The organism is Latilactobacillus sakei subsp. sakei DSM 20017 = JCM 1157 (assembly GCF_002370355.1).
Lineage (GTDB): Bacteria > Bacillota > Bacilli > Lactobacillales > Lactobacillaceae > Latilactobacillus > Latilactobacillus sakei.
This window is the reverse complement of sequence record NZ_AP017929.1, coordinates 1,095,864-1,119,880: the sequence shown is the minus strand read 5'-3', so window position 1 is coordinate 1,119,880 and position 24,017 is coordinate 1,095,864. Positions and strand designations below refer to the sequence as shown.

Annotated in this window: 27 protein-coding genes and 1 pseudogene; 8 read left to right on the top strand and 20 right to left on the bottom strand. The window is 41.8% G+C overall.

Going from position 1 to position 24,017, the window contains the following annotated elements; all coding sequences use genetic code 11:
- Nucleotides 1-68: 68 nt before the first annotated feature.
- Nucleotides 69-1,055 (bottom strand): phosphate acetyltransferase, encoded by a 987-nt coding sequence (gene pta, locus LEUCM_RS05585; RefSeq protein WP_056936426.1) that lies wholly within the window; start codon nt 1,053-1,055, stop codon nt 69-71.
- 90 nt (nt 1,056-1,145) lie between these two features.
- The gene (locus LEUCM_RS05580; protein ID WP_035145953.1) at nt 1,146-1,835 is read right to left on the bottom strand and encodes a uracil-DNA glycosylase; all 690 of its coding nucleotides are present in this window, start codon (nt 1,833-1,835) and stop codon (nt 1,146-1,148) included.
- A gap of 115 nt (nt 1,836-1,950) precedes the next feature.
- Here LEUCM_RS05580 and LEUCM_RS05575 point away from each other — a divergent pair, with 115 nt between their 5' ends.
- The 3 genes from LEUCM_RS05575 (at nt 1,951) to LEUCM_RS05565 (ending at nt 4,223) form a co-directional block, all read left to right on the top strand.
- Nucleotides 1,951-2,838 carry a Cof-type HAD-IIB family hydrolase gene (locus tag LEUCM_RS05575; RefSeq protein ID WP_035145950.1) on the top strand — a complete coding sequence of 296 codons (888 nt, stop codon included), beginning with the start codon at nt 1,951-1,953 and terminating at the stop codon, nt 2,836-2,838.
- Nucleotides 2,839-2,844: 6 nt separating this feature from the next.
- Nucleotides 2,845-3,363, top strand: coding sequence for an LURP-one-related/scramblase family protein (locus LEUCM_RS05570; protein ID WP_016265408.1), 519 nt, complete (start codon nt 2,845-2,847; stop codon nt 3,361-3,363).
- Nucleotides 3,364-3,491: 128 nt separating this feature from the next.
- Complete coding sequence (locus LEUCM_RS05565) at nt 3,492-4,223, top strand: DUF554 domain-containing protein (protein ID WP_011375042.1); 732 nt, start codon at nt 3,492-3,494, stop codon at nt 4,221-4,223.
- A gap of 71 nt (nt 4,224-4,294) precedes the next feature.
- Here the strand turns inward: LEUCM_RS05565 and LEUCM_RS05560 are convergent, their stop codons facing one another.
- From LEUCM_RS05560 to LEUCM_RS05545, 4 genes and pseudogenes are all read right to left on the bottom strand, one after another.
- Nucleotides 4,295-5,140, bottom strand: a complete 846-nt coding sequence (locus LEUCM_RS05560) for a hypothetical protein (protein WP_016265409.1) — start codon at nt 5,138-5,140, stop codon at nt 4,295-4,297.
- A 152-nt stretch (nt 5,141-5,292) separates the two neighbouring features.
- Nucleotides 5,293-5,857: pseudogene (locus LEUCM_RS05555) on the bottom strand (GNAT family N-acetyltransferase).
- Nucleotides 5,858-5,919: 62 nt separating this feature from the next.
- Complete coding sequence (locus tag LEUCM_RS05550) at nt 5,920-6,591, bottom strand: beta/alpha barrel domain-containing protein (protein ID WP_016265411.1); 672 nt, start codon at nt 6,589-6,591, stop codon at nt 5,920-5,922.
- A 3-nt stretch (nt 6,592-6,594) separates the two neighbouring features.
- On the bottom strand, nt 6,595-8,022 hold the full coding sequence (locus LEUCM_RS05545; RefSeq protein WP_025016011.1) for an aminotransferase-like domain-containing protein: 1,428 nt from the start codon (nt 8,020-8,022) through the stop codon (nt 6,595-6,597).
- Nucleotides 8,023-8,134: 112 nt separating this feature from the next.
- On the opposite strand from LEUCM_RS05545, the gene thiD reads away from it, so the two are divergent.
- Genes thiD through LEUCM_RS05530 form a run of 3 tightly spaced genes read left to right on the top strand, consistent with a single transcriptional unit; the run spans nt 8,135 to nt 9,982 of the window.
- A complete protein-coding gene (thiD, locus tag LEUCM_RS05540) occupies nt 8,135-8,929 on the top strand; it encodes a bifunctional hydroxymethylpyrimidine kinase/phosphomethylpyrimidine kinase (protein ID WP_025016012.1) in 795 nt (264 codons plus the stop codon).
- Nucleotides 8,919-9,419, top strand: a complete 501-nt coding sequence (locus tag LEUCM_RS05535) for an ECF transporter S component (RefSeq protein ID WP_025016013.1) — start codon at nt 8,919-8,921, stop codon at nt 9,417-9,419. The genes thiD and LEUCM_RS05535 overlap by 11 nt, the downstream gene beginning before the upstream one ends.
- Nucleotides 9,420-9,430: 11 nt before the next feature.
- Nucleotides 9,431-9,982 (top strand): TIGR01440 family protein, encoded by a 552-nt coding sequence (locus LEUCM_RS05530; RefSeq protein WP_025016014.1) that lies wholly within the window; start codon nt 9,431-9,433, stop codon nt 9,980-9,982.
- Nucleotides 9,983-10,196: 214 nt separating this feature from the next.
- Here LEUCM_RS05530 and glmS read toward each other — a convergent pair whose 3' ends face one another.
- Entirely contained in the window at nt 10,197-12,011 is a 1,815-nt protein-coding gene (glmS, locus tag LEUCM_RS05525) for a glutamine--fructose-6-phosphate transaminase (isomerizing) (protein WP_025016015.1), read from the bottom strand.
- A gap of 196 nt (nt 12,012-12,207) precedes the next feature.
- On the opposite strand from glmS, the gene LEUCM_RS05520 reads away from it, so the two are divergent.
- A complete protein-coding gene (locus tag LEUCM_RS05520) occupies nt 12,208-12,543 on the top strand; it encodes a hypothetical protein (protein ID WP_025016016.1) in 336 nt (111 codons plus the stop codon).
- A gap of 136 nt (nt 12,544-12,679) precedes the next feature.
- On the opposite strand, the gene LEUCM_RS05515 is transcribed toward LEUCM_RS05520, so the two are convergent.
- The 9 genes from LEUCM_RS05515 to LEUCM_RS05480 all read right to left on the bottom strand — a co-directional run bounded on the left by LEUCM_RS05515 (nt 12,680) and on the right by LEUCM_RS05480 (nt 20,345).
- On the bottom strand, nt 12,680-12,862 hold the full coding sequence (locus LEUCM_RS05515) for a hypothetical protein (RefSeq protein WP_025016017.1): 183 nt from the start codon (nt 12,860-12,862) through the stop codon (nt 12,680-12,682).
- A 234-nt stretch (nt 12,863-13,096) separates the two neighbouring features.
- A complete protein-coding gene (glmM, locus tag LEUCM_RS05510; protein ID WP_016265419.1) occupies nt 13,097-14,449 on the bottom strand; it encodes a phosphoglucosamine mutase in 1,353 nt (450 codons plus the stop codon).
- A gap of 34 nt (nt 14,450-14,483) precedes the next feature.
- Nucleotides 14,484-14,876, bottom strand: a complete 393-nt coding sequence (locus tag LEUCM_RS09990; RefSeq protein WP_231953249.1) for a CdaR family protein — start codon at nt 14,874-14,876, stop codon at nt 14,484-14,486.
- Between the two features lie 22 nt (nt 14,877-14,898).
- Nucleotides 14,899-15,633 carry a CdaR family protein gene (locus tag LEUCM_RS09985; protein WP_235803817.1) on the bottom strand — a complete coding sequence of 245 codons (735 nt, stop codon included), beginning with the start codon at nt 15,631-15,633 and terminating at the stop codon, nt 14,899-14,901.
- Nucleotides 15,633-16,472, bottom strand: coding sequence for a diadenylate cyclase CdaA (gene cdaA, locus LEUCM_RS05500; protein WP_016265421.1), 840 nt, complete (start codon nt 16,470-16,472; stop codon nt 15,633-15,635). The genes LEUCM_RS09985 and cdaA overlap by 1 nt, the downstream gene beginning before the upstream one ends.
- A 72-nt stretch (nt 16,473-16,544) precedes the next feature.
- Nucleotides 16,545-17,612: an ABC transporter substrate-binding protein gene (locus LEUCM_RS05495; RefSeq protein ID WP_016265422.1), complete on the bottom strand. Its 1,068-nt coding sequence runs from the start codon at nt 17,610-17,612 to the stop codon at nt 16,545-16,547.
- Nucleotides 17,609-18,433, bottom strand: a complete 825-nt coding sequence (locus LEUCM_RS05490; RefSeq protein WP_011375056.1) for an ABC transporter permease — start codon at nt 18,431-18,433, stop codon at nt 17,609-17,611. Before LEUCM_RS05490 ends, LEUCM_RS05495 begins: the two co-directional genes overlap by 4 nt.
- The gene (locus tag LEUCM_RS05485) at nt 18,430-19,245 is read right to left on the bottom strand and encodes an ABC transporter permease (protein ID WP_016265423.1); all 816 of its coding nucleotides are present in this window, start codon (nt 19,243-19,245) and stop codon (nt 18,430-18,432) included. Before LEUCM_RS05485 ends, LEUCM_RS05490 begins: the two co-directional genes overlap by 4 nt.
- An 8-nt stretch (nt 19,246-19,253) precedes the next feature.
- Entirely contained in the window at nt 19,254-20,345 is a 1,092-nt protein-coding gene (locus LEUCM_RS05480; RefSeq protein WP_011375058.1) for an ABC transporter ATP-binding protein, read from the bottom strand.
- Between the two features lie 155 nt (nt 20,346-20,500).
- Here LEUCM_RS05480 and LEUCM_RS05475 point away from each other — a divergent pair, with 155 nt between their 5' ends.
- Nucleotides 20,501-21,496 carry a YhdH/YhfP family quinone oxidoreductase gene (locus LEUCM_RS05475; RefSeq protein WP_016265424.1) on the top strand — a complete coding sequence of 332 codons (996 nt, stop codon included), beginning with the start codon at nt 20,501-20,503 and terminating at the stop codon, nt 21,494-21,496.
- Nucleotides 21,497-21,550: 54 nt separating this feature from the next.
- Here LEUCM_RS05475 and LEUCM_RS05470 read toward each other — a convergent pair whose 3' ends face one another.
- From LEUCM_RS05470 to LEUCM_RS05455, 4 genes are all read right to left on the bottom strand, one after another.
- Nucleotides 21,551-21,769, bottom strand: a complete 219-nt coding sequence (locus LEUCM_RS05470) for a CsbD family protein (protein WP_016265425.1) — start codon at nt 21,767-21,769, stop codon at nt 21,551-21,553.
- 74 nt (nt 21,770-21,843) lie between these two features.
- Nucleotides 21,844-22,509 (bottom strand): ABC transporter ATP-binding protein, encoded by a 666-nt coding sequence (locus tag LEUCM_RS05465; RefSeq protein WP_016265426.1) that lies wholly within the window; start codon nt 22,507-22,509, stop codon nt 21,844-21,846.
- 1 nt (nt 22,510) lies between these two features.
- Nucleotides 22,511-23,578 carry an ABC transporter permease gene (locus LEUCM_RS05460; protein WP_234057514.1) on the bottom strand — a complete coding sequence of 356 codons (1,068 nt, stop codon included), beginning with the start codon at nt 23,576-23,578 and terminating at the stop codon, nt 22,511-22,513.
- A 125-nt stretch (nt 23,579-23,703) separates the two neighbouring features.
- On the bottom strand, nt 23,704-23,997 hold the full coding sequence (locus tag LEUCM_RS05455; protein ID WP_011375063.1) for a HesB/YadR/YfhF family protein: 294 nt from the start codon (nt 23,995-23,997) through the stop codon (nt 23,704-23,706).
- Between the last annotated feature and the right edge of the window lie 20 nt (nt 23,998-24,017).

The following is a 24,017-nucleotide window of genomic DNA, read 5'->3' as shown; positions in this document are numbered from 1 at the left end:
CAAACATAAAGAGGCTTAAGATAACGTCACCATTATCCTAAGCCTCTTTGATTAAATGCTAAGACACTCTAGTTTTGTAATGCTTGGGCAGCTGTGATGATGGCTAACTTGTAAACATCTTCTTCGTTGCTCCCGCGTGATAAATCTGAGATTGGTTTATTTAAGCCTTGTAGGATTGGACCGATTGCTTCGAAGTTACCGAAACGTTGGGCAATCTTGTAGCCAATGTTCCCTGATTGTAATTCTGGGAATACGAAGACGTTGGCTTGCCCAGCGACTTTTGAATCTGGTGCTTTTTGGTTAGCAACTACTGGGACATAAGCGGCATCGAATTGTAATTCACCGTCGATGTCTAAGTCAGGTGCTAATTCTTGGGCAATCTTCGTTGCTTCTTGGACTTTTGTCACTTCTTCACCACGGGCAGAACCCATTGTTGAGAAGCTCAAAAGTGCCACTTTAGGATCAATATCAAATAATTCAGCCGTGCGTGCTGAAGCCACTGCAATTTCTGCTAATTCTTGTGCATTTGGATTGATGTTGATCGCACAGTCTGAGAATAAATAACGTTCATTGTCGCGACCGCGTTGCATGATGAAGGCCCCACTTGTCCGTTGGATGCCAGGTTTTGTTTTAATAATTTGAAGAGCTGGACGGACTGTATCACCGGTTGAGTGAACAGCACCTGAGACCATCCCGTCGGCCAAATCAAGATAAACCATCATTGTGCCAAAGTAATTAGGATCTTGTAAAATAGTTTGGGCTTGTTCCGCCGTTGCTTTACCTTTACGACGTTCAACAAAAGCTGCTACCATTGTGTCAAAATCTGCTTGAGGATACGCTTTAGGATCAATAATTGTAATCCCTGTGAGGTTAAACCCTTTGGCAGATGCAATGCTTTGAATATCAGCTGCATCCCCGATTAAAATTGGTTTTAAAATTCGATCAGCATTTAAACGGGCTGCTGCACCAATAATTCTAGGTTCTGTTCCTTCAGGAAAAACAATCTTAAAATCATGACTCGTAATTTTTGCTTTCAAACTTTCAAATAAATCCAAAATAGTAACCTCCATAAAAGCGTTTTATTTATAATCTGATACAATCATACAACGTTTCTTATCGTCCGACAAGTCAATAATGAGAGCGTTTTACTTTTGTTCAGAAACGTCTTGTGGTAATTGCCAATTAATGGGCGTCATTGCCCACTGTTTTAACTGCTGATTTGTTTGTGAAAATGGTTTGGAGCCAAAGAAGCCATGGTAGGCTGCTAGCGGACTTGGATGAACAGCCGTTAACACCGCATTTTGACTTTCATCGATTAAGACCCGTTTAGCTTTAGCCGCATTGCCCCATAAAATAAAGACCACGTGCCCGCGTTTTGACAAGGCCGCAATCGCCGCATCAGTTAGTTGCTCCCAACCTTGCTGGCGATGAGAATTGGCCTCACCGGCTCGCACAGTCAACACAGTATTTAATAGGAACACGCCTTGATCTGCCCAGGCCTTCAAATAGCCATGATTAACAGGATTAAAACCGACATCCGTTTGTAGTTCCTTATAGATATTCTTTAATGATGGCGGCACTTTAACCCCTGGCAATACTGAGAAACTACAGCCATGCGCTTGATGTGGACCGTGATAAGGATCTTGACCCAGTATCACAACTTTGACTTGTTCGAATGGCGTCCACTCGAAAGCTTGGAAAATATGGTGCATTTCCGGATAGACCGTAGTCGTCGCATATTCTTGCTTCAAAAATTGATGCAACTGACCATAATAAGGTTTGGCAAACTCTGGTTCTAAGACGGTTTGCCAATCATTATGAATAATTGTTTTCATTTTTTCACCTCATCGATTAGTTTATCCTGTTTTAACACAAGTTGCTAGAAGAAAGTGCCCTCCCATGCTAAGATATAACTAAGTCTTTAAAAATACGTTTTCAGGAGGAATTGAATTGATTTCACTTATCGCATCTGACATGGACGGTACCCTTTTAAATGATAAAATGCAGGTTTCTGACGGTAACATCAATGCCATCAAAGCGGCTCAAGACGCTGGTATTGAATTCATCGTCGCTACCGGGCGCAGTCGCAACGAAGCACTTCCGCTAATGGCTGAAGGTGGTATCAAACCAGCCTTAATTACCATGAATGGCGCCCAAGTCTTCGATCAATTGAGCAACGAAGTCATCAACATTCCAATTGAACCCGCTACTGTCGTGGCAGTTACGGATGAATTACGCGCTAGTGGTTACTATTTTGAATTGATGACCACTGCCGGGAACTATTCTGACAGCCAGGTCAATCGCATTCAAAACGTGGCCGATCTATTAGTCGACCTCAATCCTGATACTAGTTATAAAATTGCCGTTGCCTTAGCTGCAGCGCGTCTAGAATTAATGAATATCAACTATGTCGATGATCATTATGCCGGCATTATTGCTGATCCAACCATCAAAATTGTTAAAATTATTGCTTTCAGTACGAAAGGTCTTGCGGATTTAGAACCCGTGAAGGTTTTCTGTGAAGAACGTGGCGATTTAATTGTCACCTCCTCTTCTAGCAACAATATCGAAATCAACCACATCAACGCGCAAAAAGGGATTGCACTTGCAGCCTATGCCAAGGAAAAAGGAATTCCAATGTCTGAAACAATGGCGATTGGTGATAATCTCAATGATTATTCCATGATCGAAGCAGCAGGCATTGGCGTTGCGATGGCTAACGCAGTGCCCACAATTACCGACTTAGCTAATTACCATACCGCTAAAAACACACAAGACGGCGTTGCCCAAGCCATTTATCACGCCATTGATCTTAACCAAGCAGCCGAAAAGAAGTGATAGGTTATGCCTGATTTATACATTAAGCATCAAGCAAGTGCCTTAAAAGGGGTCTCAACGATTATGGATGACCACCAACGGCCCTTATTCCTCTTAGTCGGCAGTCGCGGCTTACGCCAAGATGGCTTTTCACTCTACCGGCTTTCGGGTGAATTACTCGGTGAAATCAAACAGAAATCACTCGGGTTTTCACCCAGTTTTGAACTATTTCAAAACGGCCAATCAATCGGCAGCCTCCAGAAGATTTGGGGTGTTTGGCATGAATTCGTCTATGTTAAAAATCTCAACTGGCTAATCATGGGCGACCTAATTCAGAATCAATACCGCATTATCTACCATACCCAAACCATCATGCAAACTAATATCATCCTGACAAGTGCTGGGCCTACTTTTAAATTAGCGATTGCGGAAGATGCAGATCAGGTCTCTTGTATCTTGATTGCAGCCGTTTTAAACCATTGGGTGTATACACAACCGAAGGCTTTCATTCGTAAATTAGCACCTAACACGCTTCGCTTTAGTTAAACAAATGAGTCACCGTCAAAAGCGGTGACTTTTTTGTTGCCCAACGTTAAATTCATAAAAATTTGCGTCCCCTTTTTTTAATTGGTATAGTTGAATATGTTATTTTTAAAATTAAAGGGGTCTTTACAATGCCAACTGGCGTCATTATTAATTCATTATCCGTCTTATTCGGCGGTATTATCGGTGGTTTATTGGGTGATAAACTATCCGCTAGATTCAAAACAGAGATCACTTTAATCTTCGGCGTTTGTTCAATGGGAATGGGCATCAACGCAATTGTCGTCATGCGAAATATGCCGGCCGTTATCCTCGCAATTGTCTTAGGGACTGGCATTGGACTAGCCGTTCATTTCGGTCACTGGATTGATCGTGGCGCCATCTTAATGGAAAAGCCCATTTCAAAACTATTTCCAGTTCGTAAAACAACTTTGACAGATGCTGAATTTATTTCAGCCCTCGTAACCGTCATCGTTTTATTTTGTGCAGGCGGCACCGGTATCTATGGTACGCTCGATGCCGGTATGACTGGTAATAGCACCATCCTTATTTCCAAATCAGTGCTCGATTTCTTCACCGCAGCGATTTTTGCTTGCAACTTAGGGTATGTCGTTTCAGCCATTGCCATTCCGCAATTTATCATCTTCTATATTATTTTCTTACTCGCTAAATTAATTTTCCCATTAACCACACCTACCATGATTGCCGATTTCAAAGCCTGTGGTGGCTTTTTAATGCTCGCAACTGGTTTCCGAATGGTTAAAATTAAAGAGTTTCCCATTGCGGATATGATCCCGGCAATGATCCTCGTCATGCCACTTAGCTGGCTATGGACCACGGTGATCATGCCGCTGTTATCGTAAAATTAAGATTCAGTCACCAAACTAAAAAACGTTATTAGCATTCGTGCTAATAACGTTTTTTAGGTTAGTAATCAATACGATACCGGATACTCATACCGACTTTTAATCAATTCGTGTGCTTCATTTGACTCATATAAATTGCGAGACTGCTGATTCTCAAGTTCAATTTCATAAAGACTACCCACTGGAAAATTCCGAATTATTTCTATGGGTAAATATTGCTTCATCATTGGTTCAGATAGTCCCTCATCGTCGGATTCAATCAAATTAGCGAGCATCCCCGTTGACATTTCTTTTACCGGAATATATTTTTTAATATAAAAATAGGTTCTACTATTCGTCTGTCGACTTAGCCACTGGATTCTTTCTTTGAATGGTCTAGTCTTTAGCCACGTATAATGCTCTAAAAAACGACGCCAAAAAGCGAGTTCAGTTGAGTAAAAGCGAATCTCCCCGCCATTGGTCAAATCATTTATTTCTGTTCTATCGGCACTTCCTTCTAATAAACCACTCAGCATTTCAGAAACTGGTTGATTGAATTCTGAATATTCGTTGGACTGCTCCAAAAGCATTGTTTCCTGTTTTGATAAGCCAACAATATTAGGAGTTGTCGAAGTGCCCCTAAATGAATATTCACTATCTCCTGACATTGATTTCATATATAGTCTTGTTAAAGCCTTTTTACGTTGCTCTTTCGTCAATTTAACGGTTATATCAAACCCGCCGTCTTCATCAGCAAACATCCAATCGTGTGTTATCTTGGGTGCTATCCCCAGCACTGTTCGATAGTAACGATTACCTGCCGTAATATATGATCCGTATTCTGCTTTTGGCACATGACACATCGTTAAAATAAGTACACCAAATAACAACATGATAGTTAGGCAACCAATTGAACAGCCCCTTGCCCAGCGCATCGTTTTTTACTTCATTTCTAAATGATCCTCCAATTCTACCGTTCTATAGTTAACGTGTTAAACCACTTTCGTATTAGTATATCATCGCTATTATTAAAGTAAAAGGCTCGGACAAACGTAAATTTGTCCGAGCCTTTTTCTAAAATTTTAAATTAAATAGCTTTGACCATATGTTCATAACGGTGATCACCAATCATTAGCTCACCTTTTTTAACAAAACCCATGCGCTCGTATAATTTCTTAGCACCGGGATTTTGTAAATCGACGCTGAGGCTGATCATCTTCTCGCCGCGTTGTTTCAAGTAATCAGGTAAAGCCCTTCAAAAGTGCGGTCCCAACACCACGTCCTTGTGCGTGTTCAGCCACAGCTAGTGTGTCTAAATACCATTCACCTGGTTGGGCTTCTTTATCCGTGAAAAAGCGAGTTTCTTCAGGTAAACCGATTTGTGGGAAAAGTGGTGCTAATACATCATCGATGTGGGCTTCCTTTTCTTCTGGGAAACCAACGATAATCCCTAATATTTCACCGTCTTCTTCATAAACAAGCGTATTAGCATAACTATACCGGTATTCTGGCATCTCAAATGCTTGTTTTAAGATCTTAAATAGATTTTCGAGCGGTATCTCCTGAAAAAGTGGCATCTCCATTTCTTCAAAAACAATATTAATAATGGGTAAGACACTTTGTGCATCTTCAATTGTTGCTTGACGAATCATTCAAAAACCTCCTTCAATATCCTTTAAGCATACGGGGGAATTCACAAATCGTCAACTTTCAACTAATCTAAATCTGCACGATAATCCGCCATTTTCTTAGCGAATAACTCTCCGTTAGTCGGCGGCGTATAGGTCAACGCATTGGCGCCAGCCTCAATCGTACTTAGAATGGCCTCTTCATCATGCCCACCTGTCGCGATGATTGGAATCTGAGGGTATTTTTGGCGAATCGCTTTAATAATCGCTGGTGTCTTCGCCGCACCACTTACATTGAGAATTGAAACCCCGGCTTCAATCTGGGCCGCATAGTTCTGACGTTCGGAGACAACCGTACCGACGATTGGCACATCCACTACCTTATTAATCATTTTAATGGTCTCAACAGAAGTTGGCGCATTGACCACCACACCCATTGAACCAGCCGCTTCCGCCAATAAGCCCATGTATGCGGAGCGACTACCAGATGTTAATCCGCCGCCAATCCCGTTTAAAACTGGAATGGTCGCGACATTACTGATGGCATTCATTACCGCGGGATGTGGTGTAAAAGGATAAACAGCTAATACAGCATCCGCATTGGTATTATTGACGATTGCTACGTCAGTCGTGAAGATCAACGTTTTAATTTTTTGGCCTAAAATCTTAATACCACCAACTTGGCGCGCAATTGCGGGTGGTCCAACAACACTCGTTTTAAGTGGTGTATAAATTTCCGGTATAAATTTTTCTGTCATTAATCAGTCCTCCTCATTTAAAAGTTGTTGTAATCGCTGCGCCAATGCCGTTAGTTGAGACGTATTGAGACGCGCAAAATTAATTCGAAAAGCAGCCTGGTGCGCACCAAATAATGTGCCTGGTGCTAGTGCCACATGCGACGCAACAAATGGTGCTAGTGCATACGGTTTAACTGCTCGTGTCCCCCAAATATAAAAACCACCTTGGGCCACACTGAACTGCCAGTCAGGTAATGCACGCGCCAAAAACTGTTGCGTCTGCTGTGCCCTTGTCTGTAGTTGTTGACGCAACGTGACTAATTGCGTTTGAAAATGCGGCTCCTGAATTGCCAAGGCCGCCATCACTTGCGACATAATACTCGGAACCAAATCCATTTCCCGCTGAACACGCACCAATTGGTCAATCACTTGCGGCGTTGCGGCGACCCACCCAATTCGGGTGCTGGCACCCATGATCTTGGACAAAGAACTCATATAAATCACATTTTCAGGATCAAGTTGCTTGAGCGTTGGCAAGGCTGGCGTCGTTTCAAAGCGTAACCAACCAAAAACATCATCTTCAACAATCGGCACTTGATAAGTCTGGCAAAGCCGAATAACCGCCTGTCGTCGTTCTAAGCTCATGACTTGACCCGTCGGATTTTGATAATTTGGATTGAGAATGACTAATTTAATGCGATGCTTTACAATCAGCTGCTCCAGCGCAGCCAATTGAATGCCTTCTGCATCGAGCGGTGCACCAAACGAGCGAATCCCCGTTGCCTCAAATAAGGTTGCTTCATGGAAAAACGATGGCGATTCAACCGCCACTGCATCCCCCGGTACCAATAAACCCTGTAATACTAGAAAGAGCGATTGTTGCGCACCCGCTGTCAGTAAAAGTTGCCCTTCAGGGAGCACCAATTTTTGATTCTCCTGATTCAAGCGGTTAATCGCCGTTAACAATGGGGCATAACCAAGTCGTGTTTCTGCTTCTTGAGCTTGGTTAAAATCTTGCCACGTTAACGGTGGAAATTGGAATTGCGGCATCAAATCAGCTGGTAAGTCGCTCGAATAAACATCGATTAAATCGGCGGGTTGCTGTGCAATTAATTGTTGCAGTGCTAGACGCTTAGCCTGCCCAACTTGAAAAGGTTGCGACGTTAAATACGTATGCCAATTAACGCGCCGCTGTGCTTGTTGTTCACCAGCCTGTTGACTGACGAAAGTCCCACTACCAACACGCCGCACCAATATACCATCTGTTGTCAGCTCATCAAACGCTCGCGTCACAGTCGAGCGATTCACTGTTAATTGTGTTGCTAACCACCGTTCTGCCGGTAATTGTTCGCCTGGCGATAATAACCCCTGCTCTAACAGATTAATCACCATTTTTTTAATCGCTAAATATTTTGGTTTCTGTGCTGGTAAATAACGTGCCCAATCTATCAAGTCCTCACCTCTCTTTAAGTGTATAAATTGGCTGGTAAAAAAACAAGCCAATTGGCTCTTTTGTCACCGCACACTATCCGTTAAGGTTAATATAACCAAAAGGAGGCGGCTTATGTCAAACATTCTAACTATTGCTGGTTCTGATACATTGGGTGGCGGTGGCTTGCAGGCGGATTTGAAAACCTTCGAAGCCTTTGGTCACTTCGGTGTCAGTGCTGTGACCTGCCTCGCAACGGTCATGCCGGATCAAACTTTTCAAATTCAGAATATCGAAACCGAAACGGTATTAGCCCAGATTGAAGCCATTTTGCATTACGTGCCACTAACGACTATCAAAATTGGCTTAATCAACGATGCCACGACACTTGAAAAAATTGGTCATCTTTTACAAAAACAACCGCATTTGCAAATCATCACGGATCCGGTCTTGGCCTTCAAAGAAACCACTGATAAGCTGCAACAACACTATCTAGATAGTCTGAAGGAATTCTTATTGCCGCAATCCCTAGTCGTAACCCCTAATCTAGTTGAAGCCCAAATACTAAGTGGCTTGCCCCAGATTCAGACACGGGCAGAACTGGAACAAGCCGCAACCATTATCCAATCTCTCGGGCCACAACACGTCGTTATCAAGGGTGGACAACGTTTCCCTGGTGATGACGCCATCGATTTGTTGCATAGTGGCACAACTAACCACTACCTCAGCGCACCACGCTTAACTAGCGCAACCCGCAACGGTGCTGGTTGTACCCTATCAGCCGCCATTACGGCTGAAATTGCAAGCGGTCATGCCGTTTATCCCGCAGTTAAAGCGGCTAAACAATTCGTCTATCACGGGATTCAAAATGGGATTCAACTGCGCCATGGCTTCGGTAATGTGCGCCAAGGAGGCTCATATGAATTTTAAGCAGCGTCAAATACCCGTTATTGCGATTCTAACGGCCCTCACCGTTTCTTTATCTATGTTATTCATCATTCCCGTCCCAGCAACTAAAGGTTTTGTCACGCTCTGTGAAGTGGGTATTTACACCACGGCAATTATTTTAAAGAATCCGGGTGGTTTAGCAGTTGGTGCGTTGAGCGGTTTACTAATCGATTTATTGTCAGGTTATCCGGAATGGTGCTTGTTCTCCCTTTTAATTCATGGGACCCAAGGCTTTGTTGTGGCGTACCTCACCCGCAATGATGAACGGCCCAGACGCTTATTCATGCCACTGCTATGCGGGAGCGTCATCATGGTCGTTGGTTATTGTTTAGCCACGAGCTGGCTTTTCGGTTGGGCCGCAGGAATCGCCTCTATTTTTAGTAATATCGTCCAAAATGGCTTTGGTATTTTAGTCACAGTTCCCCTGGTCAAACAACTTTACCGGGTTCGTCCCCAACTTTTTAGTGAATAGGAGTTTTTTATATGTCAATTAATCTCAATCAAATTAAACAGGATTTAACCCAAATTACCAACGACGTCTTAACAGCCGCCAATCTAAGCCGCGGCGATATCTTCGTGCTCGGTTGTTCAACGAGTGAAGTCGTTGGCGGTCACATTGGCAAAGCCTCTAGCCGCGAAGTCGGCGCAACGATTATCGAAACCCTTTTAGGCATTCTCAAGCCACTCGATATCCAATTAGCTGTTCAAGGTTGTGAACACATCAATCGTAGTTTAGTAATGGAACGTTCCGTCGCTGAGGCACACGATTTTGAAATTGTCTCAGTCGTTCCTGCAATGCACGCTGGTGGGGCTTGTTCCGTCGCTGCTTTTGAACAATATAGCGACCCCGTTGAGGTGGAACATATCGTCGCCCATGCCGGCCTTGATATTGGGGATACGGCCATTGGCATGCACGTGAAGTTTGTGCAAGTTCCCGTTCGTCCTAGTCTCGATACATTAGGTGCTGCACACGTGACAGCACTCCGATCACGACCAAAATACGTCGGTGGCCCACGCGCTACTTATGACATTTAAGCAAATCTAAAAAAGGCATTCAGAAATTAATCTGAACGCCTTTTTATATTCGTCACTCTAAGTTAATGCTCAAAATCTGATTGAGCTTTAAGACCACTCTTATTTGAAACGTGCCTTTAAAACTAGCTTCTTCCGTTTAGCCACGTTAGACAAATAATCGATTCCATCGCTTATTTGTCTCCCTGAGCTAATCCTCAGAGTTTTAAAACCACTCTTATTCTACTGTAACACTTTTTGCTAGGTTTCTTGGTTGGTCAACGTCGTAGCCTCTTTGAAGACTTGCATAATAAGCAATCAGTTGTCCTGGGATGATCCCTAATAATGGTGCTAGTAATGGATTAACATTTGGTAAGATGACTTGGTCGCCAGCTTGTGCGTGATCTTCGCTGACAATCGTTAACGTCTTAGCGCCACGTGCGCGAACTTCTTGCAAGTTGCCCCGCGTATGATCGATCGTCTTAGCATCTGTTAAGAAGGCCATCACTGGTGTGCCATCTTCAATCAAGGCAATCGTCCCATGTTTCAATTCACCGGCAGCAAAGCCTTCTGCTTGAATATATGAAATTTCCTTCAACTTCAAGGCAGCTTCTAAACTCAAAGCATAATCTTCGCCACGGCCGATGTAAAAGGCATTGCGCGTTGTCTTCAAGTACATCGTTGTGAAATCTTCAATCGCTTGTTTTTCACTCAATAAAGTTTCCATGCCAGTTGCGACTAAAGCCAACTCATGATTAACGTCGAAATCTTGGGCGGCCTTGATAGCGGTATGGCGACCAAGTGCTACTGCTAAGAATAATTCAACTGCAATTTGAGCTGTATAAGCCTTCGTTGAAGCGACCGCAATTTCAGGACCCGCATGAAGCAACAATGTATAATTGGCTTCTCGTGAAAGGGTTGACCCTTGGCTATTAGTAATTGTTAAACTTGGATAACCTAATCTATTCGTTTGCACCAATACTTGACGACTATCAGCTGTTTCACCACTTTGTGTTAGGAAAATGAAGAATGGTTTCTTCGATAGAATTGGCATGTGATAGCCAAATTCACTCGCCACATGAACTTCCACTGGTTTTTCCGCTAATTTTTCAAATAATGATTGACCAATTAAACCGGCGTGGTAACTTGTCCCGGCTGCCACAATGTAAATCCGGTCTGCGTCATCAATTGCCTTAAGAATTGCTGGATCGATTTTCATTTGACCAGCGTCATCCACATATTCGGTTAACAAACGGCGCATTACTGCGGGTTGTTCGTCAACTTCTTTTAACATGTAATGGGGGTAAGTCCCCTTGCCGGCTGCACTGGCATCCATGTCAACATGGTAGCTATCACGGTGAATGAAAGTCCCGTCTAAATCTTCAATTTCAACCTTGTCCTTTTTAAGAGTGACCATTTCGCGGTCGTGAATTTCAATAAAGTCTTTGGTTTCGTTTAACATCGCTAAAGCATCTGAACAAACAACGTTGAAATCAGCACCGACACCAATTAATAATGGTGACTTATTCTTAGCCACGTATAACGTCTCCGGATCGTTCCGATCAATCATGACAAAGGCGTATGAGCCTTCAATCAAGGTTAGGGCCTTGCGGAAAGCTTCCTTAGCTGATAGTTGTTCTGTCTTAGCTAAATAAGCGATTAATTGAACTGCCACTTCAGTATCTGTTTCACTTGCAAAGTTGACTTGGCTTAAATAAGTTGCACGTAATTCAGCGTAGTTTGTTAAAACGCCGTTGTGGACCAAGTAAAAACGGCCATCTTCTGAAACGTGTGGGTGAGCATTGGCTTGACTTGCAACACCATGCGTTGCCCAACGTGTATGACCAACACCAATTGTACCCTGTACTTCAGGACCAACTGCGGCTTTTAAAACACTAATTTTACCTGGTTCTTTAACCAAATAATCGCGACCACTTTGACTATTAACATAAATCCCAGCTGAATCATAACCCCGATAAGCTAATTTTTCTAAACCATTTAATAAAATTTCAGTCGTATCTTCTTTACCAATCACACCGACAATTCCACACATATCAAATTCCTCTTTTTCTCTTTGGTTTTATTTTTAAATTTAATTGGTATAACACTTAAATATAATAACACCAACGTTTTTATTGTCAACATTTTTATTGGTATATATCAATACAAAACATTGGTATAGTCCTGAATGAATCCTATTAAATTATGCTATACTAGACCTATTCAAAACTTAATTGGGAGTCTTGGTCATGAAAAAAGCTATTCTAATGCTTCGCCTCATTTCGCTAATCGGGTTACTAGTCGGGTTGGGTTTCATCTTGGTTGCCCCTCAGACCGTCGCCTTACATATCACCGCTGATAACGTCGTTGATTCATCTGGTAGTCGCTTCATGTTGCTCCTCGAACCACTCTTATTGATAATCGTCAATGAAGTCAGTATCCTCAGCATCAAACGCTATCGCCGCAACTTCTCGTTAACCGAGGCGCCGATGATTCTTGTTAAAGAGTGGTATTACATCTCCGCTGCGATTGTCTTGTTGATTACTTTTAGTTTTTTGATGTATCAACAAATCACTTGGCATTAAAATCATAGGCACAAAAAAATGGCCTTACCTCAGATGAATACTGGGTAAGGCCATTTTAGAAAAACATTCAATTATATATATCAACTTGATAGGGCCTAATACATTTTATCCCCTTTTATTTAATACATAACCAACATTACTTTCTTAAGTAGAAATAACCAAATTGCGCAACAAAAATAATAGTTAAGACGGTTAGAAGCCACCACCAATTAATATCTAAAGGGAGAACCTTTAAAAAAACCAACCCAAAATATATAATTCCTAAAATAATTACCTCTGTTGCAAAATTCCCAATAGCCTTATACAACGCTAATTTCATAATTATTCCTCCTATTTCAATGCCGAGTTTCCATCTAAAAATCTAAATCTATCGGAATTCTTTCCAGAACTATCTATCAGCCTTTTTTGCGCACCCATACTATCATAATATTCTCCAGTTTGTATAACAACTTCCGCTTAATCTAAAATTGCCAGTAATCCTAAAACCCTGGATCACTGGCAATTTTGTATTAATGCTCAGTTGCTACCCGCAACCCAAAGCACTCTTTTTTAATTATTCACCAATTTCAGATTGAACGACTGCGGCAATTTGGTCCGCATATTGGTTAACCTTTTCTTCAGTAGCGGCTTCACACATGACACGTAATAGTGGTTCTGTCCCACTAGGACGAACCAAGACGCGGCCATCACCGTTCATTTCTTTTTCAACAGTATCAATAGCGGCTTGGATCTTATCATTTGTTAACCAAGCATCCTTGTCTTTAACTGTTAAGTTAACTAATTTTTGTGGGTAAGTTTGAACTGGGGCTGCCAATTCTGATAACTTCTTACCGGTTTGTTTCATGACATTCATTAATTGAATCCCAGTTAACATCCCGTCACCAGTGTTATGGTAATCAAAAATAATAATATGGCCAGATTGTTCGCCACCTAAGTTAAAGCCTTTTTCGCGCATTTCTTCAACGACGTGGCGATCACCAACGTCTGTTTGGGCAGATTTCATTCCATTAGCTTCAATTGCTTTATACAAGCCAATGTTACTCATCACTGTTGTGACAATTGTATCTTGTTTCAAACGACCTTTTTCAGAAAGATAGTGACCCAAAATAAACATGATCTTGTCGCCATCAATAATGTTCCCTAATTCATCGACTGCGATACAACGATCGCCATCACCATCAAAAGCTAAGCCCATATCAGCGCCTGATTCCAAAACCTTTTTAACAAGGTTTTCAGGATGAGTTGAACCCACACCATCATTGATATTTAAACCGTTAGGATGAGTAGCAGTTGTTGTGAAATCAGTTTCTAAATCAGCAAAGACCCGGCTAATCAAACCACTTGTTGAGCCGTTAGCGCCATCAACAGCCACTTTTAAGCCTTCTAAATCATCAGGAATTGTATGTTCCAAGAATTGTGTATATTTCAAAGCACCTTCTGGATATTCTTCAACAGTCCCAAGGCCTTCACCTTCTGGACGTGGTAATGTATCTTCTGGTGCATCTAAAATAGCTTCAATTTCTTCTTCAGTGGCATCTGGTAATTTATAACCATCAGCTCCGAAGAATTTAATCCCATTATAAATAGCGGGGTTATGTGATGCAGAAATCATGATCCCGGCACTTGCTTCTTGAACCTTAATTAAATAAGCAACCGCTGGCGTTGTGATGACGCCTAATGATAGGACTTCAATCCCGACTGACAATAAGCCAGAAATTAAAGATTGTTCCAACATTTGTCCTGAAATCCGTGTATCGCGAGCAACTAACACTTTAGGCCGTTGGTTTTTATCAGCATGTTTTGTTAAAACGTAGCCGCCAGCGCGACCTAATTTAAATGCCATTTCTGGGCTTAATTCTAGATTAGCAACGCCACGTACACCGTCAGTTCCAAAATATTTTGTCATGTCTAATTATCTCCATTCCATCTTCTTAAACGTTTTATGATTCGTTCGTATTTGCTGTACTGCTTGAGCTGTCACTACTGCTACTTGACTCACTGCTTTGATTATTATCAGTCGTCTGGCTCTCACTTGTCGTACTACTGCTACTACTTTGCACTTGGCTTTGACTCATTGAAGTCGTCGACTCCGATGAAGACTGCGTCGTTGTTTCTGTACGACTAGTCGTCATCCCAGTTGGTGCTGTCACCTTAATATTGACCTTCACCTGTTTAGGATGACTGTCATAGACGCCACTTGGAAGCGTCAAAGTCACCGTACGCGTCGTATCTTTAGTGATATCCGCCATATCAATCGTTACCGGTAAGTCTGTTAAAGTCGCTAAGGTTTGTTTCTTCCCATACACGGTTACTTGTTCAGTTTCTGAACTCAATGTGTATTCGTAGCCACTCCTCTCACCGGTTTTTTTGTAGACTCAACGGGACCGTTTTTTTATTCATCTGAACGGCAATTTTAATATTAACCGTTTGAGGTGAAATTAAAACATTCACCGTCTTACCATTACGATCAACCGCTTGTAGAAGTGTTTCTTCATTAATATCATTTTTGGTCCCTTTATCAGGATCAATTGTCGCTACCACTCGTGCAACTGAATTAACAGCTGCCTTGGCACCACTGACTTGCACGACATCTTGACTAATCTTAGGATTGCCAATACTATAGCCAGTCGCCAAATTTTCTTCCTTGACGTTAACTTGTACTGGGAATTCCTTAGTCAATTTATGTTCAATTTTAACCTTGATTGTAGCTGGTTCAATCTTCACTTTGATGTCTTTGTTAATCCCGGTTTGTGTTAATTTAACCGTATGCGTCCCAGCACCTAGCTTCGTTAAATCACCAATCACCCGAAAATTCAACGTATTAACAGCAGATGTAATCAACGCATTAGGACCTGATAAGGTTACTTTAACTTTTTGAGGATAACCGGTAATAAAGTATTTATCGGTATCCGCATTAATTTGCAACGGGACCTTCACGGTTTCACTGCGTGTCGCTAACATTTGTGTGTTGTTATTATTAATTTGGCGCGTGGTATTAATTTTATCAATATTAACGTAGCTAAAAAGGAGTAACGATAAGAAAAGCGCTAATATCCGGTACAACCAAGGCCCTTCTATAAAGTTTTTCATTATTTATGGCCTCCTTTTTTGAAGCCGTCGACGAATTCTTGTAATAGGCTCACCTTATCTTCTTCTTGCGTAATTAAGTGTGAGTTTAAGTATTTCAAGTAATCTTCCCGCGTTAAGTCGCGCATCAATTCGTTATTCTTGGTTAACGTGACACCACCGGTTTCTTCAGAAACAACGATCGTCAACGCGTCCGTTACTTCACTAATCCCGACAGCCGCACGATGCCGCGTCCCCAGTTCCTTAGGAATTAGATTACTTTCTGACAGTGGCAAGTAAGCCGCCGCAACGGCAATCTTATCCTCGCGAATAATAACGGCCCCATCATGCAGTGGCGTGTTGGGAATAAAGATATTAATCAATAATTCCCCCGTCACATCAGCATCCAAATCAATCCCGGTTTCAATATAATCTTCTAACCCGGTATTCATCTGAATGGTAATCAATGCCCCAATTCGCCGCTTGGACATGTACTGAATCGCCTTATCTAAGGCTTTAATCAAGTTATTTTCTTTTTCAAGCTTAGGATTGTTGCCCCGCATCAATAGCGAACCGCGCCCGATATGTTCCAAACCACGACGAATTTCTGGTTGGAAGATGACGATTAACGCAATCACAATCCAACTGATAAATTGATCCATGATGTACGAAACGGTTCTTAGACCAAGGTACCAACTGACAATCTTGATGATGGCAATGACCATGATGCCTTTGAAAAGCTGCACGGCTTTCGTGCCCCGAATCAACATGATTAATTTATAAATAAAATACCAGACCACAATGATATCCAAAATATTGGCTAACATGCGCCAGGTTAACAATTGTGCCCAATCAACTGACATGGTGACCTCCATTCAAAAAATTTCTTTTTCCATTATACCATGAAGCCTTTTTGTTTGCTGATAGCTTCACAATTAATGTTGCATCTTAAATTCTAGGAATAAATCGTTGTATAGACCAACCATCTCAGGTGATAAATCACTATAAACTTGTAGTTTATTCAGCACTTTTTGACTTGGGTAATAGGCTGGATTATTCCGGGTTGCTGCCGGCAATAACGCTTTAGCCGGCATATTCGGTGTTGAATAGCCAATGTATTCCGCATTTTGCGCCGCATTCTTAGGTTCTAACATGAAGTTTAAAAAGGCATAGGCTGCTTTAGTATGTTTAGCTGTCTTTGGAATCACGAGGTTATCAAACCAAACGTTACTCCCCTCTTCTGGGATCACATAGTGCAAGTGTTTGTTATTGGCTAACATTTCAGCCGCTTCACCGGACCAGGTCACAGCGACACTCGCTTCATTTTGAACCATGTACATCTTAATTTCATCGGCAACAATCGCCTTAACATTGGGTGCCATCTGATCAAGACGGGCTTTAGCGGCTTTTAACGCCACTGGGTTGGTACTATTAACGGACTGACCGTTTTCAATCAAGCCCACCGCCATCATGTCCCGCGCACTATCGACGACCATGATTTTACCGCGATATTTCGCTTGCCATAAATCGGACCAATGCGTTAAGGGCTGATCGACTAATTGATCATTATAGATAATACCTAATGTTCCCCAGAAATAAGGGAGTGAGTATTTATTGCCCGGGTCAAATGGTTGGTTCAAATAAGGTTTGCCAATGTTTTGAAAGCCGGTTAAGCGTGAATGATCGATTGGTTTCAAAAGATTGGCCTTCCGCATTTTTTCAATCATATATTCACTGGGAACTGCCAAATCGTAAGCCGTGCCACCTTGTTTAATCTTAGTGTACATCGCTTCATTACTATCAAAGGTTTCAACCGAAACGTGATAGCCGGTTTGCTTTTCAAACTTCTTAATTAATGATGGGTCGATATAATCGCCCCAATTATAGAGGGTTAATGTATTATTTTTCGTATAACCTTGCGATTTTTGTAGCTGAACCGTCCCGAACCAAAGGGCTGCACAGACGACGAGGATTGCTAACGTTAATCGTCCTAATTTATTCATTTAACTGGCGCCCCCATTTTCTGCTTCCGTTTTGCTTTATGCGCTTGATTGCGTTGATTTAACAAGTAATAGCCACCCACTAACAATAGTGAGAAGACAAACATCAAGGCTGATAGCGCGTTAATTTCTAAACTAATCCCTTGTCGAGCTCGTGAATAAATCTCAACGGACAACGTTTCAAAACCGTTGCCGGTAACGAAGAAGGTCACCGCAAAGTCATCAAGTGAGTAGGTAAAAGCCATGAAAAAGCCGGCAAAAATGCCTGAACTAATATACGGTAAAATTACCTTGCTGAGTACTTGCCAATCAGTCGCACCTAAATCACGCGCCGCATCAACTAATGCAGGTCGCATTTCGTTTAATTTAGGCAGAACCATTAAAACCACAATTGGAATTGAGAAGGCAATATGACTCAGTAAGACTGACCCAAATCCTAGTCCAAGGCCCAAGAACGTGAAGAAAATCAGGAAGCTGGCCCCAATGATAACATCGGGTGAAACCATCAAAATATTATTCAAAGATAAAATAATATTTCTTAACCGCCGTTGCTTGGTGGAATAAATCCCCAACGCGCCAAAGGTCCCAATGATCGTGGCACATAGTGATGATAAAATCGCAATTAATAGTGTTTCTAAGACAATCTCAATCATCCGTGTATCTGCAAATAAATCTTGGTAATTTTGCCAAGTGAACGATTTAAAGCCGTTCATATTGTCGCCGCTACTGAAAGAATAGAAAATCAGATAAAAAATCGGTGCGTACAACAAAATGAAGACGACAATTAACCAAACATGTTGCCATTTAATCTTAGCTTGTTTCATTTCATCGTCACCTTCTTCTTCGTCTTCTTTTCACCGGTTAACATCATGATAAGGCCCATTGCGACAATCAAGACAACCCCGATTGTCGAACCCATGCCCCAATTCATCGTCGTTAGGAAATGTTCTTCAATCGCGGTCCCTAAAGTAATCACCCGGTTACCCCCGATTAAACGCGTCAACATGAATAGTGATAATGATGGGATGAAGATGGCTTGCACACCCGCTTTAACACCGGCCATCGTCAAAGGTAACACGACTTTTGAAAAGGTCTGCCAATTGCTGGCCCCTAAATCGCGACTCGCATTTACTAAAGAAGGATTTAATTCTTCCAAACTATTGAAAATCGGTAAAATCATAAATGGAATTTCAATATAAGTTGCAACCACCAAGAAACTAAAGTTGGTGAATAAAATCTGTTGTGGCCCGATACCAAACCACCCTAAGAAGTGATTGATGGCGCCATCTTGACTGAAAATCCCGATAAAGGCGTATGCTTTTAACAAGAGATTAATCCAAGTTGGTAAAATAATGAGTAATAGCCATAATTGCTTATGCTTGGTTTGATGGAGCCAATAAGCTGTTGGATAACTGATTAATAACGTAATTAACGTAATCAAAAAAGCATACCACAGTGAATTAAGCGTCATCTTCAAATAAGTGCCGGATTCAAAATAAGTGACATAATTTTGGAGCGTCACATGGTTATTAATATCAAAGAAGGATTGATAAACGATTAAAGCGACCGGCGCTAGCACGAATAACAAAAGCCACAGCGCGTAAGGTAAATAATAAATTAATTGTTTTTTTCGCATAAGCCGCCTTAATCCTCCTCTTCATAACTTTCAAGACGCGCGTCAAAATCTTCTTCAGATTCGCCAAAACGCATGACGTGGACGTCCTCTGGTTCGAAGAATAAGCCAACTTGTTGGCCATCTTTAGCTGGGTTAGTCGAATGAATTAACCACCGGTTACGATCGTCATCATAGGCGGTAATTTCATAATAATCCCCTCGGAATAATTGCGTATCAACGGTCACGACTAACTGTCCTTGGTTGACGGCTACGATATCCAAATCTTCTGGACGTAACACAATTTCAACGGCTTCATTAGGTTTCATCCCTGCATCAGCACATTCAAAAACTTTACCGACAATTTCTACTTGATAATCAGCAACCATTTTCCCGGGCAATATATTACTTTCCCCAATGAAATCTGCGACAAAGTGATTAATTGGTTCATCGTAAATATCAACGGGGGTCCCGCTTTGAAGGACATTCCCCTCGTTCATAACAAAGATTTCATCACTCATTGCAAGTGCTTCTTCTTGATCATGCGTCACAAACAAGAAGGTAATCCCTAATCGTTGTTGGAGATCACGTAATTCATATTGCATTGCTTTTCTTAATTTCATATCTAACGCTGATAACGGTTCGTCTAATAGGAGAACTTTAGGTTCATTGGCCAACGCACGGGCAATTGCCACTCGTTGTTGCTGCCCACCTGATAATTCACTGATTTCACGGTGTTCATAGCCACCCAAACGTACAAGTTTCAGTGCTTCAATCACCTTTTTTTCAACGTCACTTTTCTTAACTTTACGTAAATTCAACCCAAAGGCAACATTATCAAAAACGTTCAGATGGGGAAATAAGGCGTAATCTTGAAAAACGGTATTAACCTGACGCTTATTAGCCGGCAAATCATTCATCCGTTTTCCTTCAAATAACACATCCCCAGAAGAGGCATTTGTAAAACCAGCAATAATTCTCAGAATTGTTGTCTTACCACAGCCTGAGGGCCCCAATAAGGTATAAAACTTACCTTTTTCTAGTGCCATATCAATTCCCTTTAGGATTTGATTATCGTCATACTTCTTGATGACGTTTTTAAATTCCACCATTGGTTGCTGCATTTTCGTAATCCCCTCTACATACTATTATAAATAATGGCTCGATAAGTTAATAAATATCCCTTCAATTATACCGTTTCCAGCTTAGTATGCCAATTCAAACCTTGTTTTGTTGTATAATGAAGCTAACTAAACTATCGGAAATGAGGTTTTATATTATGGTCGCTTATCAAGCTTTGGTTTTAACGCATGACAATGAAACTGTTACTGCTCAATACGCAACAAAATTGACACCTGATTTACCAAAAGAAGGTGTCTTAATCAAAGTTGCCTACTCAGATATCAATTACAAAGACCGCCTCACTATGAATGCTAAAAGTGGCGTTCTTAAAAACTATCCCGCAACACCCGGCGTTGATTTTGTCGGTACCGTGGTCACTTCAGACAATCCTTTTTTTGAAGCAGGTGAATGCGTCTTATGTACAGGCTACGGTACCGGCATTAGCATCGACGGCGGTTATGCACAATACGTCAAAGTCCCTAGCGAATGGCTCTTGAAATGTCCAATTGAACTAACACCCCAAGAAACAATGCAACTGGGAACAGCTGGGTTCACCGCAGCTATCGCCCTTACTAAAATTCTTAGACAGCCTTTTACACGGAATCACGATACACCACTACTAATCACAGGTGCGACTGGTGGTGTTGGTAGCTATGCGCTCACAATGTTAGCACAACTTGGTTTCACCAATATCACAGCGACGACACGCGATCTCAGTCAAACGGATTACTTAACCAAACTGGGTGCCAAACAAGTCATTGCAACCGATGACCTCTTAACCGCCCCACTCAAACCCTTGGCCCACCAATCCTATACTGGTGTCATCGACACACTTGGTGGTGATGTCTTAGCACACATTCTCCCTTACATGGCCCAAGATGGTTTAGTCGCAGCTTGTGGTAACGCTGCAGGCTTTAAGCTCGCAACAACGGTCTTTCCCTTCATTTTACGGGGTGTAACGCTCGTCGGGATCGATTCGGTCAATTATCCCCGTAAGGATCGCAAAGAAATCTGGCAGTTGTTAGCCACTAACTTCAAACCGCAAACCTGGCCATTAATTCGCAACATCGCATTTTCAGAACTCGCAACTGAACTAAGCATGCCAACTAAACAAGCTGGTCGCGTGGTCGTTACAATCGATACTGAACATTAAAAAAGTGATTCTACTCGTCCATAACGGATGCGTAGAATCACTTTTTAGTTAGACTTATTTATCCATTTTTTCTTTGACATCGTCGATGACTTCATTTGTCTTTTCAGCGACTTTATCCTTAGCTTCCGCTAATTTTTCTTTGGCTTTGCCCATCATACCCTTGGCATTACCTTTTGCTTCTGTTTCTTTGTCGCCTGTTACTTTACCGGCTGTTTCTTGAACCTTACCAGTAACTTGATCTTTCATGCCATCTAACTTCTCTTTATTTGTCATTTAAAACACTCCTTACTGATTAGTATATCTTCATGGTAACGAATTACTCAACCATTCGTCAAAGTTTATGATTATCATTTATCAGTCAATTGACCATCACGCATGATGTAAACTTGATCCGTATAAGCTAAAACGCGTTCATCGTGCGAAACCATCACAATCGTCTGACCCGTTTTTTTAGTAATTGCCGATAACTGCTCAGCAACCTGAATGGCACGTTTGCTATCCAAACTGGCGGTCGGTTCATCAGCAAAAATTAACGCTGGCTGACCATAAAGCGCGCGGGCAATCGCAACACGTTGGCGCTGACCACCTGACAAGCTAGCCGGGTATTGACGGCGTTGATCCAATACCCCTAGTTCCTTCAAAAGGTCGTCTGCCTTATTCGGACTAGCTGTTTTCCGGAGTCGATCAACTAGTTCAAATTGTTCACTGACCGTTAAAAAGGAAACGAGGTTTGAACTTTGCAAGATAAAACCAAAATCGTTAAATCGCAAGGCCGACCGTTCCTTTTCCGTTAAGTGTCCTATTTCTTGATCCTTAAAATAGAGCTGACCATCACTAGGACTTTGCAAGCTGCCCATAATCGTTAGCAAGGTGGTTTTCCCTGAACCAGAAGGCCCTGTCAAACCAATGAATTGCCCTTTTTCAATCGTTAAATCGATTTGCTTGAGGGCGGTCGTCTGCTGATCACCACTGCCAAATCGTTTAGTAATTTGTTCTAAGCGCATTAAACTCATATTAAGCCCCTCCAATCGCATCTAGCGGATCAATTTTTAGAATCCGCCAAATTGAAAATAGTGCACCGACCACCGTCATCAGCAATAGCACCGCTGAAAAGGCCCCAATTAATAAACTATTATTAGCATACGGCACACTGACTGGTAATACTAAGGTTGTTAGCAAGTTGCCAATGAAACCAGCACCCACGCCAATTAAGCCTAGGAAGAGTGATTGCCACATCAAACTGGATACTAATTGACCACCTGATATCCCTTGAGTTCGCATGACACCATAAACCGTCGTCTTTTCAATGGTGATAATATACATAAAAATCCCCACAATGAAGGCGACAATGATTAGTAAAGCACCAATCATTAGCGCGAAGGTTTTCACTTGTGGCCCATAACCCGGAATATTATCGATTAACTGTTTAATCGTTAGGTTCGTTAATTGATCATCCTTTTTAATAGAGGCACCATCTCTTAAAACGACGGCATTAATCTGATCGTTAGCCGCTGGGCCATAGCGCATCTGACGAAAATCCTTTAAGCTCAAATACGTGACCGGTTGCGTGTTATAACGGTGATCGTTCGTTAACCCAACTACCTTATATTTTTCAGAACGGCCGTTTAATTTAATCTCCTGATTCAATTTAATCCCTTGGAGACTATCATCAACAGCCACTTCACGGGTCGCTTTTGGTAAGCGGCCCTTCGTTAACGTCGGTTTTAGAAAATCATCAAAATCAATGCCAAAAACACTCGTATTTTGTTTTTCGATTTGCGCACCACTAACAACCCCCATCATCTGACCTAGATAGGCGTGATCTTGTTGGTCCCCTTTAATCGTTGGCAGTGACTTTGTTTGTAACTCAGAGGCCGCCAAATTTTTATTCGCATACTGACTGATCACGATTCGATTGGCATCCCAATGATCAATTGCTGACCGGTTGTTGTTGGCCAACCCATACGCTAAGCCTGTTAAAAAATAAATTAAATAGGCAATCAAAAAAAGCGTAAAAATAATTAATGAATAGCGCAATTTAGCATGCTTCATTTCCTTAATTGCTAGATACAATGTCCTCATCCTCTCATAAAGCCTACTTCCAACTTAACATATCCAGCGTGATCATAATATTTATCTGCTCTAAGTATTAAAAAAGGCCTGGGACAAAATTAATTTTTGTCTCGGGCCTTTTTTAACATCAATTGTCAATGTTTGGGGAAAGCATATTTTGGTTCGTCTAATTGCGCATCATAATCAATTGCTAGGTCATAGTCAGCAAAAAACCAAGCATCCGAATCACTGGCGAAATAAGTAATCCCGTCTTTTTCAACTTGGCCAATCGGTTGACTGACTTCAGCCCGTTCCATCCCTAATGAAAAGCCGTCATGAACAGCCGTTTGACCGTAAACCTTACCGAAAAAGCGCACTGCTTCTCCTGGTTTTAAAGCGAGTTCCTCTTGAAACCAGTGACTTGCTGCATCTGTAACTGTAATTTGCATCTTCATAACCTCCCAAATTT

What these genes read in the sequence shown, in the direction of transcription:
- LEUCM_RS05490 (WP_011375056.1), bottom strand. Translation starts at nt 18,433, where the DNA reads ATGAAACAAGCTAAGATTAAATGGCAACATGTTTGGTTAATTGTCGTC.
- LEUCM_RS05485 (WP_016265423.1), bottom strand. Translation starts at nt 19,245, where the DNA reads ATGCGAAAAAAACAATTAATTTATTATTTACCTTACGCGCTGTGGCTT.
- LEUCM_RS05475 (WP_016265424.1), top strand. Translation starts at nt 20,501, where the DNA reads ATGGTCGCTTATCAAGCTTTGGTTTTAACGCATGACAATGAAACTGTT.
- LEUCM_RS05560 (WP_016265409.1), bottom strand. Translation starts at nt 5,140, where the DNA reads ATGCGCTGGGCAAGGGGCTGTTCAATTGGTTGCCTAACTATCATGTTG.
- glmS (WP_025016015.1), bottom strand. Translation starts at nt 12,011, where the DNA reads ATGTGTGGAATTGTCGGTGTGATTGGTAAAGAAGATACGACTGAAATT.
- LEUCM_RS05570 (WP_016265408.1), top strand. Translation starts at nt 2,845, where the DNA reads ATGCCTGATTTATACATTAAGCATCAAGCAAGTGCCTTAAAAGGGGTC.
- LEUCM_RS05465 (WP_016265426.1), bottom strand. Translation starts at nt 22,509, where the DNA reads ATGAGTTTAATGCGCTTAGAACAAATTACTAAACGATTTGGCAGTGGT.
- thiD (WP_025016012.1), top strand. Translation starts at nt 8,135, where the DNA reads ATGTCAAACATTCTAACTATTGCTGGTTCTGATACATTGGGTGGCGGT.
- LEUCM_RS05460 (WP_234057514.1), bottom strand. Translation starts at nt 23,578, where the DNA reads ATGAGGACATTGTATCTAGCAATTAAGGAAATGAAGCATGCTAAATTG.
- LEUCM_RS05455 (WP_011375063.1), bottom strand. Translation starts at nt 23,997, where the DNA reads ATGCAAATTACAGTTACAGATGCAGCAAGTCACTGGTTTCAAGAGGAA.
- cdaA (WP_016265421.1), bottom strand. Translation starts at nt 16,472, where the DNA reads ATGTCAGTTGATTGGGCACAATTGTTAACCTGGCGCATGTTAGCCAAT.
- LEUCM_RS05480 (WP_011375058.1), bottom strand. Translation starts at nt 20,345, where the DNA reads ATGCAGCAACCAATGGTGGAATTTAAAAACGTCATCAAGAAGTATGAC.
- LEUCM_RS05515 (WP_025016017.1), bottom strand. Translation starts at nt 12,862, where the DNA reads ATGAAATTAGCGTTGTATAAGGCTATTGGGAATTTTGCAACAGAGGTA.
- LEUCM_RS05580 (WP_035145953.1), bottom strand. Translation starts at nt 1,835, where the DNA reads ATGAAAACAATTATTCATAATGATTGGCAAACCGTCTTAGAACCAGAG.
- LEUCM_RS05565 (WP_011375042.1), top strand. Translation starts at nt 3,492, where the DNA reads ATGCCAACTGGCGTCATTATTAATTCATTATCCGTCTTATTCGGCGGT.
- glmM (WP_016265419.1), bottom strand. Translation starts at nt 14,449, where the DNA reads ATGACAAAATATTTTGGAACTGACGGTGTACGTGGCGTTGCTAATCTA.
- LEUCM_RS09985 (WP_235803817.1), bottom strand. Translation starts at nt 15,633, where the DNA reads ATGAAAAACTTTATAGAAGGGCCTTGGTTGTACCGGATATTAGCGCTT.
- LEUCM_RS05550 (WP_016265411.1), bottom strand. Translation starts at nt 6,591, where the DNA reads ATGACAGAAAAATTTATACCGGAAATTTATACACCACTTAAAACGAGT.
- LEUCM_RS05495 (WP_016265422.1), bottom strand. Translation starts at nt 17,612, where the DNA reads ATGAATAAATTAGGACGATTAACGTTAGCAATCCTCGTCGTCTGTGCA.
- LEUCM_RS05530 (WP_025016014.1), top strand. Translation starts at nt 9,431, where the DNA reads ATGTCAATTAATCTCAATCAAATTAAACAGGATTTAACCCAAATTACC.
- LEUCM_RS05470 (WP_016265425.1), bottom strand. Translation starts at nt 21,769, where the DNA reads ATGACAAATAAAGAGAAGTTAGATGGCATGAAAGATCAAGTTACTGGT.
- LEUCM_RS05535 (WP_025016013.1), top strand. Translation starts at nt 8,919, where the DNA reads ATGAATTTTAAGCAGCGTCAAATACCCGTTATTGCGATTCTAACGGCC.
- LEUCM_RS05520 (WP_025016016.1), top strand. Translation starts at nt 12,208, where the DNA reads ATGAAAAAAGCTATTCTAATGCTTCGCCTCATTTCGCTAATCGGGTTA.